The following is a 13,543-nucleotide window of genomic DNA, read 5'->3' on the forward strand; positions in this document are numbered from 1 at the left end:
TTCCGGACCCCCTCGGGCATGCCCGGTTTGGGACATGCCCGCTTCCGGGCCGGAAGCGGGCTGGGGTGGGCCTGGCTCAGGCGTAGCGGTGGAGCGCGGCGCGGATTCCGTCGCTCAGTGCGGTGATGTCGTCCTCGGTGTTGTAGAGGTAGAAGCTCGCGCGGGTGGTGGCCGGGATGTTGTAGCGGTCGCAGATGGGGCGGGCGCAGTGGTGTCCGGTGCGCACGGCGATGCCGAGGTCGTCCAGGACGTCGCCGACGTCGTGCGGGTGGACCCCGTCGAGGGTGAAGGACACGGTCGCGCCGCGGTCCTCGGTCGTGGTGGGGCCGATCACGGTGACTTCGGGGATCTGCGCGAGCTGGTCCAGCGCGGTGCGGGTGAGGTGTTCCTCGTGCGCTTGCACGGCGTCCATGCCGAGGGCCCGCAGGTAGTGGACGGCGGCGGCGAAGCCGGCGGCCTGGGGCGCGGGCGGGACTCCGGGCTCGAACCGCTGGGGCGGGGGCAGGAACGTGGTCCGCTCCATGGTGACGTGCTCGATCATCGAGCCGCCGGTGAGGAACGGCGGCATCGCGTCCAGGAGTTCGCGCCTGCCCCACAGTGCGCCGATGCCGAGCGGGCCGAGCATCTTGTGGGCGGAGAAGACCAGGAAGTCCGCGCCCAGGGCGGTGACGTCGACCCGCTGGTGCGCCACCGACTGGGCGGCGTCGACCAGGACGAGCGCACCGACGGCATGGGCGCGGGCCGCGATGGAGGCGACCGGGTTGACCGTGCCCAGCACGTTGGACTGGTGCGTCAGGGCGACCAGCCGGGTCCGCTTGTTCAGCAGCCGGTCGACGGCCGTGTCGTCCAGGCGTCCGTCGGCGGTGAGCGGGATCCAGCGCAGGGTCGCGCCGGTGCGCTGGGAGAGCTGCTGCCAGGGCACCAGGTTGGCGTGGTGCTCCATCTCGGTGACCAGGATCTCGTCCCCGGGCGCGAGCCGCAGGTGGGCGCTCTCGCTGCCCGCGTACGCGGTGTTGCCCATCGCGTAGGCGACGAGGTTGACCGCTTCGGTGGCGTTCTTGGTGAACACCAGCTCGTCGGGCGCGCCGCCGATGAAGCCCGCCACCGTCTCGCGGGCCGACTCGTACGTCTCGGTGGCGGCCTCGGCCAGCTGGTGGGCGCCGCGGTGGGCCGCGCCGTTGCGGGTGAGGTAGAAGTCGCGTTCGGCGTCCAGGACCTGAAGGGGCTTCTGCGCGGTGGCGGCGGAGTCCAGGTAGACCAGCGGCTGGTCATCGCGTGTCCGACGCTGCAGCAGCGGGAAGTCCTTCTTCACCGTCTCGGGGTCGAAGCCACCGCTCGGTGTCGTGCCCATCATGTCGTCCTCTCTGGCTCTTTCACGTCGTCTGCCCGCGCCCGGGCCTGTTCATCGGCCCGCCGGGCACGTCCGGCCTTCAGGGCTGTCGGTCCGGCCCGGGTTGGTTGTTGTTGTCGGAGGGTCAGGCGACCCAGTGGGGGGTGTCGGTGGAGCGGGTCAGCGGCAGGCCGCTGTCGAGTGCGGTGGCCAGTCGGCGCACCGCTTCGTCGAGGGCGGCGGGCGGCAGCGTGTAGGGGATGCGGAGCCGGTGTTCGAACATGCCGGGGTCGGCGCCGAACCGGGTTCCGCTCTCGATCCGGACGCCGTGGTCCAGGGCGCGGGTGCTGAGTGCCGTGGCGATCGGGGCGCCCAGGTCGACCCACAGGGACAGCCCGCCGGGCGGGACCTGGGTGGTCCACTGGGGGATGTGCTGCGCGAGCGCGGAGGTCAGGGCTGCGCGCTGCACGCGTACGCGGTCGATGCGTGCCGCCAGCGGCGCGTCCGCCACCGTGCCCGCCGCAGCTCCGGCAGGCGCGGTGCTGGAGCCGCCTCCGGTGGCGTCTTCGAGCAGGGCGTGGGCGATGAGCTGGTTCAGCACGGAGCCGGACATGTCGGCGGTGACGCGCAGCGCGGCGAGTTCGGTGACCAGCCGGGGCGTCGCCCTCACCCAGCCGATCCGCAGGCCGCCCCAGTGGCTCTTGCTCATCGAGCCGATCGTGATGACGTGGTCGGCCTCGCCCGGGTTCGCGTGCGCGGCCAGCGGGGCCGGGACCGGCACGTCGAGGGCGACCTCGGTGAGGGTCTCGTCGATGACCAGCCACGTCCCCGACAGGCGCGCGGCCCGCAGCAGCCGGTCGCGCTGCTCCTGCGGCATCAGCACGCCGGTGGGGTTGTGGAAGTCGGGGATCAGGTAGGCCAGCCGCGGCGCCGCGTGGCGCAGCGTGGCGTGCAGCAGATCGCCGTCCCAGCCCCGCTCGGTGACCGGCACCGCCGCCGTGCGCAGCCGCGCCTGGCGGACCGCGTCCACGGCGTTGGGGTAGGACGGGTTCTCCAGCAGGACCCGGTTCCCCGGCGCGCACAGCAGCGCCAGGGTCAGCACGAGTGACTGCTGGGCGCCGGAGGTGACCAGGATCTGCTCCGGCCGGGTCGGCAGGCCGCGGCGGGCGTACCGGTCGGCGATGGCGGAACGCAGTTCCGGCAGGCCGAAGGGGAGGTAGCCGGAGCTGTGGGCGTGCCGCGCCAGCTCCGGTTCGCTCGCGCGCAGCGCGGCGGAGAGCAGCGCGTGGTCCATGCCGGGGGCGGCCGTGACCAGGTCGATGGTCTCCGCACCCGCGCCGACCAGGCGGCTGACGCCCTGCGGCGGGCGGCCGTCCGGCAGGGCCGTCCAGGTGCCCGAGCCGCGCCTGCTGGTCGCGAAGCCGTGCTCGCGCAGCAGGTCGTAGGCGGACGTCACGGTCACCCGGCTGACGCCCAGGGCGGAGGCCAGTTCACGCTCCGCGGGCAGCTTGACGTGCAGCGCGATCCGCCCGTCCAGGACCAGCGCCCGTACCGCCTGGGCCAGGTGCCGGTAGGCCGGGCGGGTCTCGGACAGGTCCGGCAGCAGCGCGACCAACTGCCGGGCCGCGATCGTGCGGCCCGCGGACCGCCCTTCTCCGTCACCAGTCATGCCACTCCTCCCGTATTGGCCCTGGAAACGCGGCCCAAGCTACCACCAGAATTGAGGCCAAGCCGATTGTTTGGCCGGGAAGTTGGCAGCAGTCGCCAGGCCGGATACCGCAACCCGGCAGGAAGAGGCACGACCAGCAGCAGCGGCAGGACAACACGGGCAACGCAGGCACTGCGGGGAACACGGGCATTGCGGGCAACACGAGCACTGCGGGCAAGACAGGCAACACAGGCAAGAGGAGTGGAAGGGCCGATCGTGTCGCGGGAACAAGGACGCGTCGTCGTCGGAGTCAGCGGATCAGTGGCCGGCGTGTGCGCACTGCGCCGCGCCGTCCGTGAGGCAGGCAGGGACCACCGCCAGGTGCTCGCCGTCCTGTGCTGGGAACCACCCGAGGGAGACCGCCTCTACCGGGCCCGCCCCTGCCCGGAACTGGCCGCCCTGTGGCAGCGCCAGGCCACCGACCGCTGGCAGGCCGCCTTCGTCGACGCCTTCGGCGGCGTCCCGACCGAGGTCCCCGTCGAACGCATGGTCGTCCGCACCGACTCACCCGGCCACGTCCTGTGCACGCTGGCCGACGACCCGGACGACCTGCTCGTCGTCGGCACCTCCCACCGCAACCGCCCCTGGGACGTGCTCCGACCCCAACGGGTACTGCGCCACCTGCTACGCAACGCCCGCTGCCCGGTCCTGCCGGTCTCGGCTCCGCAGATGCCCAAGGGCGCCCTCGGCGCCCTGCGCCGCGCCGCCCCCGCCGACTTCGCGCGCTGAGCCGGCCCTACGGCGGCCCTGTGCCTGAAGGCCGCCCGGGTGGCACCCCTGCGGTGCCACCCTTGGGCCCTTCGTCAAGCCGACGCCCGTCCAGAGCGGCCGTACTTGTCAGCCACCTTCCGGGCATCCGCCCCCCGGCGCGCCCCCCGGAGTGGCCGCCCGGCGGTCAGCCGACCAGCGCCGCCACGGGCGTGTGCACCAGCGGCTCCAGCATCAACGCGACCCCCAGGACGACCATCACCCCACCCGCCGCACGGGCGATCACCCGGCCCGTCCGCAGCACCCGCTCGGCCAGGAACAGCAGCGTCAGCGCCCCCATCCACAACAGGTTGCTCAACCCCACCGCCGCCTGCACCAGCATCAGCGCCCAGCAACACCCCAGGCAGTACAAGCCGTTGAGGGCGCCCGCCCGCAACGTCCCCGCCGTCCCTGCGGTGAAGTCGTGCGTGAGGACGAACGACAGCGGACTGCGACACACCGTCAGGCAGCGCGTCTTGAGCCCCGTGAACTGGAACGCCCCGGCGGCCGCGATCACCAGTCCCGTCCCCGCCGTACGCCACACCCCCGCGCCGGAGGGCACCACAGCCCGCTCGGCGACCATCAGCAACAGCGGAACCAGTCCGGAGACCATCCACACCAGCAGGTACCCGGCGATGAACACGGCGGTCGCCACCGTCCCGGCCCGCCCCCGGGTACGGGTGACGAACCGGTGCGCAGCGACCAGCGGGACCGCCACCGGCAGCATCATCGCGATCACCATGCCGGCCCACATGGCCAGGAACATCACCGCGTCGGCGGCCGAGACGCCCCCGGCCCCCGCCGCGCCGCCCCCGCCCATCCCCGGCATGGACCCCATGCCAGGCATGCCCGGCATGGAACCCATCCCCGGCATCGACGGCATGGAGGGCATGGACGGCGCCGGGGACTGGCCGCCGGCGTACATCCACCACCACGCCAGCGCCGACACCGCCAGCATCCAGACGGCAGCGGAGTAGGTGAGCCGCCGCAGCACGGCCCTCGGCGCCGTCGTCACTCCGCCGACCCCATCTTCATCGGCCCGAAGTCCGCGTGGACCAGCGGCCAGTCCCAGCCCAGCTCCGGGTCGGAGAAGCGGCTCTCGGTCTTCGCCAGCAGCCGCTCACCACCGAACGACATCAGCGCGTTGTGCACCGCGATCGGCGTCGTCCCGTCCCGCCCGAGCAGCGGCTTGACCGGTACCAGACTGGGCCGCCCCAACTGGAAGAACGGCTTGTCCCCGGCGTCGTCCAACGCGATCGGCACGCGTCGCACACCCTTGAAGTCCGCCACCAGCGTGAACAGCATCGCCAGCAGCCCGCCGGCCTTGCCGGTCAGGATCTGCTCCAGCGCCTCCGACTGCGCGGGCCCGGTCTCCTCGTCGATGTAGACCGCGACCTGCAGCCCGCCGTCCCACACATGATGGACCGTCCGGTACGCCACCCCCAGCTTGCACCCCGCCAGGTCGGTGTCGCCGTAGAACCCCTTGTCCACCACACCCACACCGATGGCGTCACACGAACCGTGAGTCGGCTCCTCGGCGAACCAGCACGGACACGGCGTCCCACAGTTGCACGCCCCGGCGAGCCTGCCCTCGATGGACCACTCCATAACGCCCTCCGCAAAAGGTCATTTCGGCACTCGGAAAGGGGCCGGGCACCGCGGGAACCCCCACGCCGCCCGGCCGCACTCACTACAGGCACACCGCCAGATCAGGCGGAAGCCTTCGCCAGCTTCGCCTCCTGGGCGCGGGTGGCCTCGTACGCCTCGGTGAAGTACATCGCGAACAGCTTGTACAGGTGCTCGAAGTGCCCCCGCAGCCGCTCGACGTCCTCCTCCGAACTCACCAGCGACATCAGCGTGTTCCACACATCACCGGTGTGGTCCTCGTCGATGTCGTAGTTGACGTGGGTGCGCGCGCCGCGCACCTCGTCCGCGCCCAGGACCTTCTCCAGGTTGTCCAGCCAGTGCGGCTGCGTCTTCCGCGTCGTGTACTCCAGGAAGTAGCTGCTCGCGATCGCCGCCAGCGGCGTCCCCTCGAACTCCAGGCAGTACAGGAAGTAGCCGTTCAGCAGCTTCGTGGCCAGGAACGGATCGGTCGAGTAGACCTCGTCCGAGGGCACGCCCAGACGCGCCAGGTCGGCCAGGAACAGCTTGTCGTGCAGCATCTCGTCGTCCGTGTACTCGGCCCACTCCTTGGCCGTGACCGGGTCGTGCAGCGTGAAGTACCGGATCGCATGCGCGTCGATCGTCCGCTTCCGACGGATGCGCAGGATCGTCTCGATGGTGTGCCGCTTGTAGTACGGCATGTCGACATCGGTGGCACTCAGGAAATGCGCCGCGTACGGCACCTCCTGGTAGAACCGCTTGATGTAGCCGTCGAGCAGGTCGTCGATCTGCTTACGGAGCTCCGGACGAATGATCTCGGCCTGAGACATAGTTCGCTCACTCCTCCAAAAAACGGGAACACCACAGAAAACACGGAATCCAGCACCCTGCTGACAGGGCGGGCGGCCGACAAAAGCCACCCTCGGCGCTACTTCGCCGGCTCCAACGTCGTCGAATCGGAAACGTCCGGCCGCGGCCCCACGAAATCCTCCAAGGAGAACTCCGACTTACCCGCAGCCGCCGCCTCGACCAGCGGCTTGAAGCCGTAATCGACCAGCCGCTCCACCACCACGGCTACATCGGCCACGATGGTGAAGTAGTCGTCACCACGCCCGGGCACCTCGTAGGGGCCCGCGACGACCTCCGCGCCGCACGCGGTGAAACCTGACAGCTTCCCGCGCCGGCAGTACGAGACCACCTTCTCGATCGGCAGGTTCCCCAACGCCCACGCGGACGCCCAACCGAACAGCAGCCGCGAGTACGGCAGGTCACGCCCACGGCTCGACAGCGAGACCAACCGGCCCAGCTCCCACACCCCGGGGTCACCCACAAGTTCCTCGGGCAGCAGCCCGAGCCGCTCGATCTCCGTGGTGGTGGCGGTCACGGGAACAATGCGCAACGACGCAGTGGCCCGATCGTCCTTCCGCAGCAGGAAAACCTTCCCGTGCAGATCCTGGTCCTTGTCGAGCCACCAGAACTCACTGTCGGGAAAACGCGGCTCGTACCGCAGAAGACGCAACGCGTGCGCCTCCGACAGGTCGTTCACATCCTGCGCCAGAGAGAATCTGTAGAAATCGTCCATCAACCCTCCCGATCAGACCCCGCGTCCCACCCCTGAACCCCGAGGCACAGGAAAATCACGACCCCGTTTCCTCGACAACTCCATCATGGTCCACACACTCTGATCCACCGACACAAATCCCCGCCCTGAACGGGGCATGCCCGGTAGACGACACCACCGGGCGCCGAAGACGCGATTGCTGCGGTCGGCCAGGTTTCACGGCGCGGTCCTCTGGCACGGCTCCCGAGGCGATTTCAGGCGCACCGTCGCAGATCCGGGCATTCGGAGCGGGTCGTGCCGTCCCGACCCTTCCGAGCTGCGGTGGAGCGGGCGAAACGTGGTGTCGCGCTGTCCGAGGAGTCGGCTAACCTGCCGCTGCCGATCATGTGATTGTGCTGCCGGGTCGGCCTTGGGAAGGAATCTTGTGTCGAACCTCTCGTTCGTAGGGCCCGCTCTGGTCGTGGCCGGGTTGGTCGCGCGCACCGTCGCCCAGGGGAAGCGGTCCCAGGCTCGGGTGCGGTCCTCGGGGCCGCGGCCGGTGTCGGTGCATCACGACTACGACGACCCGGAGCTCGCCGAACTGCTGAAGGCTGCAGGGAGGGCGGACTGGGACGCTACGGCTGCGGTTCTGCGGCCGTGTCGGGATCGGGGTGATCACAATCGGTTGATCTGGTTGATCGGTTGCATTGAGGATCACGGCGGTGAGTTCCTGGTGCGGGTCGGTGAGCGTCGGGCTGATGACGCGCTCGCGCGGACGGTGTGTGGGGCCCGGCATGTCGCGTGGGCGTGGGAGGCGCGGACCCGTGCGCAGGCCTCCCACGTGAGTCGGGAGCAGTTCGAGCTGTTCCACGAGCGGCTGCGCATGGCCGAGGAACACCTGTATGCGGCTGTGGAGTTGGACCCGGAGTCGGCCGCGCCGTGGTGTTCCCTGACCGTTGCCTCGCGTGGTCTCCAGCACGGGAGCGATGTGACGCGGCGACGGTTCGAGGCCGGTGTCCGGCGCGCGCCGACGGACCTGGGGCTGCACGCGGCGATGCTGCAGCAGGTCTGCGCGAAGTGGGGCGGTTCCCATGAGGAGATGCATGCCTTCGCCAGGGAGTCGCTGGTGAAGTCTCCGCCGGGCAGTGGCATCGGCGCGTTGACGGCGTTCGCGCATATCGAGCACTGGCTGGATCTGCCGCAGGTCGAACGCGGCGCCTACATCCGTACTCCAGATGTCGTCGAGGAGCTTCGTCGGGCCGCGGCTGTGTCCGTGCTGCACGCGGACTACGCGCCCACCGAGTCGCCCTTTCCCGCGCTCAACGCGTTTGCGATGGCGTTCTGGCTCGCGGGTGACCTGAACAGTGCCCGGCCGCTCTTCGAGCGCATCGGCGATCATCCGACGCGGTATCCCTGGGGCTTCTACGGGAACGCCGGTCAGGCGTTCGCGAACGCGCGTCAGGAGTGCACGAAGGGCAAGCCGTCCAAGCCAGTACCGCGGGCCGAGAAGCCCAAGCGGTCGAAGCAGCCGAAGTAGGAGCCGGACCAGTGACTACCAGCCAGCCGGGCCACACGTTCCAGGTCGACCTACGCGGTCTGGTCGACCTGCTGTCCCACCATCTCTACTCCTCTCCCAGGGTCTACCTGCGCGAGTTGATGCAGAACGCGGTCGACGCGATCACCGCGCGCCGGGTTCTCGACGGGTCCGCTCCTGCGCGGATCACCATCCGGACCGGCCTGTCGGGCGGCGGTATCAGCGTCGAGGACTCCGGTGTCGGGCTCACCGAGTCCGATGTCCACAGTTTTCTTGCCACCATCGGCCGTTCGTCCAAGCGGAACGCCAACGGAGACCTGGACCTGACGGCCGCTCGGGGCGATTTCATCGGCCAGTTCGGCATCGGCCTGCTCGCGTGCTTCGTCGTCGCCGACGAGATCACGGTGGTCACGCGCAGCGCGAAGGAGCCGGGCGCGCCGGCGGTGGAATGGCGTGGCCGCAGCGACGGTACGTACAGCATCCGGACGCTGCCAGCAGGCGCGGTCGCGCAGCCCGGCACGACCGTGACGCTGACCCCGCGCGCCGACGGCAGTGAGTGGCTGGAGCCCCGCAGCGTGCTGCAACTGGCCCGCCATTTCGGTTCGTTGCTGCGGTATCAGGTCCAGGTGGTGGACCGGCACGGTGACGTGAACCAGGTGAACGACACCCCGCCGGTGTGGGAGCGGACCTACCGTTCACCGTTGGCCCGACGTGAGGCGCTGGCCGCGTACGGCAAGGCCGTCTTCGACTTCGTGCCGCTGGACACCATCGACCTGGACATCCCGCTCGTCGGGCTCAAGGGTGTGGCCTTCGTGCTGCCGACGCCCGCCCACCCGACCAGGCGTTCCGGGAACCGGGTGCACCTGAAGGGCATGCTGCTGTCCGACCAGGCCACCGAACTGGTGCCGGACTGGGCGTTCTTCGTGGCGTGCGTGGTCGACACCACCGGCTTGCGCCCGACCGCATCGCGCGAGGCCTTGTACGAGGACGAGACCCTGGCCGCCGTCCGCGACGCGATCGGCGAGCGGGTGCGGCAGTGGCTGACCGGCCTGGCCGCCCAGGACCTGGCCACGCTGCGGCAGTTCCTCGACGTCCACCACCTTGCGGTGAAGGCCTTGGCGCGCCACGACGACCAGCTGCTCGCGCTGCTGCTGCCGTGGCTGCCGTTCGAGACGACGGACGGCCGGGTCAGTCTGGACGAGTTCGCCCGCACGCACCCGGTGGTGCTGGTCACTCAGACAGTCGAGGAGTTCCGGCAGGTCGCGCCGATCGCGGCGGCGGCCGGGCTCGGGGTGGTCAACGGAGGCTACGTCTACGATCGCGAGCTGGTGCACCAGTTGCCGCAGGTCCGCCCCGGGGTCTCCGTGGCGGATCTGGACCCGGAGACCGTCACGGCGCACCTCGACGGCGTCGACCCGGCCGCCGAGCTGGCTGCCGCGCCGTTCTTGGCCCGTGCCCGAGCGGTCGCGGACCGGCTGGAGACCGATGTCGCGCTGCGCGCGTTCCAGCCCGTCGGCGTCCCGGCCATGCTGGTGGACAACCGGGAAGCCCGGCACGAGCGGCGCCGCGCCGAGCTGTCCGCCGGGGCTGACGACCTGTGGGCGGGCATCCTCGGGTCGCTGAGCTCCTCGGAGCCGCGGGCCCAGCTCATCCTGAACTACCTCAACCCGTTGATCCGCGAGCTTTCCGAGCTGGCGGCGACGGTGGACCCGCAGCTGTCCGAGACGGCGGTCGAGGCGCTGTACGGGCAGGCGCTGCTGCTCTCCCGACGGCCGCTGCGGCCTTCGGACCACGCTTTGCTGAACCGCTCGTTCCTCGGCCTGCTCGAATTCGCGACCCAGGCGGCCGACGCCGGCACCCGAGGTGGACCGGAGGGGACGCGGTGACGACCACACCCACCACGCGCGAGGAGTTCTTCGAGGCGCTGCGCGAGAACCGGGAGCGGCCCAAGGGGAGGGCTGCTGCCGCGGTCGCTGAGGAACTCGTCGACGCCGCCGAGACGTTCGGCGACGACGAGGTCACCGTCTCCGCCCTCGTGGAGCTGATGCGCGCCTACCACGGCAGCGGCGAGCTGGTGAAGTACCCGGTCGCGTTCGCCCGGCTGCTGCAGCTGTGGGACGCGAACCCGAAGGCGTTCGACGAACAAGAAGTCCACTCGCTGTACTGGTTCTTCAAGTGGGTCACCTCCGGGCTGCTCGCCACGCCGGACGTGCCGCTGGCCTCGATCCGCGGCTGGATCGCCGAGATGCGACGCCGCTACCAGGCCGCCGGGCACGATCTGCAACCCGTCTACGCGCAGGAGCACCATCTGGCCTGCCACCTGGGGGAGAGCCAGCAACTGAGCTACGAGCTGTGGGCCACCCGCGGACGGACACAGCTCAGCGACTGCGCGGCCTGCGAGGCCCGGCAGCGCGCCGACTACCACGTCGACCGCGGTGCGGACGAGCGCGGGCTCCTGGAGCTGCAGCCGACGTTCGACGGCCGCCACAGCTGCGACGAGGAGCCGCACAGCAGCCAGGCGCTGGCCCTGTTGCCGCTGCTGCGCCTGGGCCGGTACGACGAGGCCCGCGCCATGCACCTCACCTCGTACCGCAAGGTCCGCGGGAAGGAGGCGGAGCTCACCGACATCGGCCGCCACCTGGAGTTCTGCGCACTGACCGGCAACGAGGCGCGCGGACTTGAGCTGCTGTCGCACAGCCGGGCCTCGTTCGGCTTCGCGGCCTCTCCCTCGGGGCGCCTGGCGTTCCTCACCGGAGTCGAGGTGCTGCTGGCGCGGCTGGAGGAGACAGGGCACGGCACTGTGCCCTGCGGCGGACCGCTCGGAGCGCAGTGGACGGTGGCGTCGCTGCGGGCTTCCGTCGCGGCGCAGGCTGATGAGCTGGCTTCACGCTTCGACGCCCGCAACCAGAACAGCGCGGTCTCCGCGCGCCGCAGCGAGCGGCTGGCCCGGCGCCCGCTGGTGGCGCACCTCAACCTGGGCGTGCAGACCGCGGCCCTGGCGACGTCCGCCGGGATTGAGGCGGCCGAGCCACAGGGTTCCCAGACCCCGGCGACGGGCTCGCCCGCGCTCGCCGACGAGGCACTGCCCGAAAGCCTTGAGGAGATCTTCGCTGAGGTGGGTCGCCTGGCCCGGATGAGACACCCGCGCGCACAAATGCTGTGGGACGCACTGATCGCGCGGGTGGAGCTGATCGAGCAGGCGGAGAGCGAACCCGGCGGCGTCGATGCGCTGACCCGCGGCGGGATCGCAATGGAGCTCTCGCAGCGCGCGGTCGTGCGCAAGGACTGGGACACCAGTGCCGCGCGTCTGGCCGAGGCGGTCGAGCTCTACGGCCAGGCGGGACTTGAGGCCCGCAAGATCTCAGCCGAGTCCCGGCTCGCCTGGTGCACCGTGGTGCGCGCCGAGCCCGCGGACACGGGCACCGCCATCGAGGCGGCCTGGCCGCTCCTGGATACCCACTTGGCGCGCGTCGAAGCCCTGCTGACGGCGGGCTTCGACGACCAGGAGCAGCGGGACAACGCCCTCTACCGGAAACTGACGGTACGCCAGAATCGGGTCTACTCCGCCTGGCGCGCCGTGCTCCGGGTCGACGGAGCGGAGCAGCAGGCCCGTTGGCGTGAGGTGCTCTTCGCGGAGACGGGGGAGTTGATCGCCGAGAGTTCCGCTGCGGGCGTGTGGGGGAAGGCCACCCTGGGCCACGAAGTGCTTGCGGAGTTCCAGGCCCGGCACGGCGAGGCGGCACAGGGCGAGGCCAGTGCGCGCCGCGCGGTCGAGATCCTCGAGGAACAGGGCTGGACCTGGCGAATACCGCACGCCCGGCAGCTCCTCGCACTCGCACTCAGCGCCCAGGACCGGCACGACGAGGCGATCGCAGAGCTCGAACGCGGCCTCGCGCAGGCCCCGCCCCAGGTCCCGCCGAAAGAGCTGACCCCGCTGCACCGCATGCTCGGCGCCACGGCGCTGCGCACACGTCAGTTCCCGACGGCCGTCCGAGCGTTCTCAGAGGCCGCGGCGCGCCTGGACCGCGAGGGCGAGCCCGCCCAGGCGCGCCAGACACGCCTCCAGCTGGGCCGGGCGCTGTGCGCGCAGGGCTCGCTGGGAGACGGCGTGGCGGTCCTGGAGTCGCTGCTCGAGCCGGTGACACCCGGCACGGCCCGCCCCGAGAGGGAGGCCGGAGAGGAGCGCGAGGACGGGACGCCGACCCCGGACGAGAAGCTGACCGCCCAGATACGCGCCGACCTGGCCAACGCCTTGATGGACCTGGGCGAGGCCCGGGACGCCGCCACGCAGTTCCTCCAACTCGCCGACCTGGTCAGCGGCTGGCCCGAGCAGGAGTGGCTGACCTCCGCCGCGGCGGGAGCCGCGCACGCCTTGGCGCTGGCCGGGAACTGGGACGGCGCCCGGGCGGCCCTGGAGCGAGCACTGGAGTCCAACCGTGAGGCACCGCGGCTCTTCGACCTGACCGAGGCCCTGCGCTCCCTGGCGCTGGCGGCGGTCGACGCCCGCGGCGCGGATGCAGCGGAAGAGGCGCTCGGCTACCTGGACCAGGCCGACCGGCTCCGCGAGGAGTTCCCCGACACCGCACGGGAGCAGTTCCGCAGCGTGGACGTGGACCTGGCCCAGTGCCTGCACACCCGCGGCCGGATTCACGCGGCAACGGAGCGCCCGCAGGAGGCGCTGGCGGCGTTCGAGCAGGCCGCGGCCGTCTACGTGCGTGCCGGGTGGGCGAAGGTGCCGCAGCGCTTCGAGGCCCTGCGGCTGGCCGCCCTGGTGGAGGGCCGGACCCTGGGCCACACCGACGCGGCCCGCAAGCGCCTGAACCACGCCGCCACGGAGGCGGACACGGCCGGCCTCCCGGACGCCGCGACCACCCTGCGCCGCCTGCGCGACAGCTTGTCGTGACGTCAAACCCTCGTGGGTATGCCTTGGGCGGGATATGACGGCTTCAAGCTCCTTACGTTGTTGATGGGTTGATTCCGGTCACTCGTAGGATCGGGAGGCCCAGGGGCATCGGGTGTGGCTGTCAAGTTCATGCCGTAGAAGTGGCTTCTACTGATTGGCCGCCCGGTGCCCCGCGA

The 13,543-nt window shown here is 70.9% G+C and carries 11 protein-coding genes; 5 read left to right on the forward strand and 6 right to left on the reverse strand.

The genetic code is table 11. The annotated features are described in order from the left end of the window. Positions 1–76: 76 nt before the first annotated feature. Together I2501_RS03570 and yczR are read right to left on the reverse strand one after the other, a co-directional pair. A complete protein-coding gene (locus tag I2501_RS03570) occupies positions 77–1,354 on the reverse strand; it encodes an aminotransferase class V-fold PLP-dependent enzyme (protein ID WP_236045753.1) in 1,278 nt (425 codons plus the stop codon). 121 nt (positions 1,355–1,475) lie between these two features. Next, positions 1,476–2,999 carry a MocR-like transcription factor YczR gene (gene yczR / locus I2501_RS03575; protein ID WP_196192271.1) on the reverse strand — a complete coding sequence of 508 codons (1,524 nt, stop codon included), beginning with the start codon at positions 2,997–2,999 and terminating at the stop codon, positions 1,476–1,478. Between the two features lie 255 nt (positions 3,000–3,254). Here yczR and I2501_RS03580 point away from each other — a divergent pair, with 255 nt between their 5' ends. Next, a complete protein-coding gene (locus tag I2501_RS03580) occupies positions 3,255–3,767 on the forward strand; it encodes a universal stress protein (RefSeq protein WP_196192272.1) in 513 nt (170 codons plus the stop codon). Between the two features lie 166 nt (positions 3,768–3,933). Here I2501_RS03580 and I2501_RS03585 read toward each other — a convergent pair whose 3' ends face one another. After that, positions 3,934–4,641: a DUF2182 domain-containing protein gene (locus I2501_RS03585; protein ID WP_196192273.1), complete on the reverse strand. Its 708-nt coding sequence runs from the start codon at positions 4,639–4,641 to the stop codon at positions 3,934–3,936. Here I2501_RS03585 and I2501_RS40140 point away from each other — a divergent pair. Continuing rightward, complete coding sequence (locus tag I2501_RS40140; RefSeq protein ID WP_268926844.1) at positions 4,640–4,762, forward strand: hypothetical protein; 123 nt, start codon at positions 4,640–4,642, stop codon at positions 4,760–4,762. The genes I2501_RS03585 and I2501_RS40140 overlap by 2 nt on opposite strands. Before the next feature lie 34 nt (positions 4,763–4,796). Here I2501_RS40140 and I2501_RS03590 read toward each other — a convergent pair whose 3' ends face one another. The 3 genes from I2501_RS03590 to I2501_RS03600 form a co-directional block, all read right to left on the reverse strand. Then, entirely contained in the window at positions 4,797–5,393 is a 597-nt protein-coding gene (locus tag I2501_RS03590) for a DUF1326 domain-containing protein (protein ID WP_196192274.1), read from the reverse strand. 101 nt (positions 5,394–5,494) lie between these two features. Further along, the gene (locus I2501_RS03595) at positions 5,495–6,220 is read right to left on the reverse strand and encodes an iron-containing redox enzyme family protein (protein WP_196192275.1); all 726 of its coding nucleotides are present in this window, start codon (positions 6,218–6,220) and stop codon (positions 5,495–5,497) included. Positions 6,221–6,318: 98 nt separating this feature from the next. Next, the gene (locus tag I2501_RS03600; protein WP_196192276.1) at positions 6,319–6,972 is read right to left on the reverse strand and encodes a hypothetical protein; all 654 of its coding nucleotides are present in this window, start codon (positions 6,970–6,972) and stop codon (positions 6,319–6,321) included. Positions 6,973–7,375: 403 nt separating this feature from the next. On the opposite strand from I2501_RS03600, the gene I2501_RS38985 reads away from it, so the two are divergent. Genes I2501_RS38985 through I2501_RS03615 form a run of 3 tightly spaced genes read left to right on the forward strand, consistent with a single transcriptional unit; the run spans position 7,376 to position 13,367 of the window. Continuing rightward, a complete protein-coding gene (locus tag I2501_RS38985; protein WP_196192277.1) occupies positions 7,376–8,467 on the forward strand; it encodes a hypothetical protein in 1,092 nt (363 codons plus the stop codon). 11 nt (positions 8,468–8,478) lie between these two features. Then, positions 8,479–10,350 carry an HSP90 family protein gene (locus I2501_RS03610; RefSeq protein WP_196192278.1) on the forward strand — a complete coding sequence of 624 codons (1,872 nt, stop codon included), beginning with the start codon at positions 8,479–8,481 and terminating at the stop codon, positions 10,348–10,350. Next, positions 10,347–13,367 (forward strand): tetratricopeptide repeat protein, encoded by a 3,021-nt coding sequence (locus tag I2501_RS03615; RefSeq protein ID WP_196192279.1) that lies wholly within the window; start codon positions 10,347–10,349, stop codon positions 13,365–13,367. Before I2501_RS03610 ends, I2501_RS03615 begins: the two co-directional genes overlap by 4 nt. Positions 13,368–13,543: the final 176 nt, after the last annotated feature.

It is taken from the genome of Streptacidiphilus fuscans, from assembly GCF_015690355.1.
GTDB classification, from domain to species: Bacteria; Actinomycetota; Actinomycetes; order Streptomycetales; family Streptomycetaceae; genus Streptacidiphilus; species Streptacidiphilus fuscans.

Bases quoted from the DNA above. Each gene is read 5' to 3' on its own strand.
- I2501_RS03570 (WP_236045753.1), bottom strand. From the start codon at position 1,354: ATGATGGGCACGACACCGAGCGGTGGCTTCGACCCCGAGACGGTGAAG.
- yczR (WP_196192271.1), bottom strand. From the start codon at position 2,999: ATGACTGGTGACGGAGAAGGGCGGTCCGCGGGCCGCACGATCGCGGCC.
- I2501_RS40140 (WP_268926844.1), top strand. From the start codon at position 4,640: ATGGAACCCATCCCCGGCATCGACGGCATGGAGGGCATGGACGGCGCC.
- I2501_RS03585 (WP_196192273.1), bottom strand. From the start codon at position 4,641: ATGCCGGGCATGCCTGGCATGGGGTCCATGCCGGGGATGGGCGGGGGC.
- I2501_RS03590 (WP_196192274.1), bottom strand. From the start codon at position 5,393: ATGGAGTGGTCCATCGAGGGCAGGCTCGCCGGGGCGTGCAACTGTGGG.
- I2501_RS03595 (WP_196192275.1), bottom strand. From the start codon at position 6,220: ATGTCTCAGGCCGAGATCATTCGTCCGGAGCTCCGTAAGCAGATCGAC.
- I2501_RS03600 (WP_196192276.1), bottom strand. From the start codon at position 6,972: ATGGACGATTTCTACAGATTCTCTCTGGCGCAGGATGTGAACGACCTG.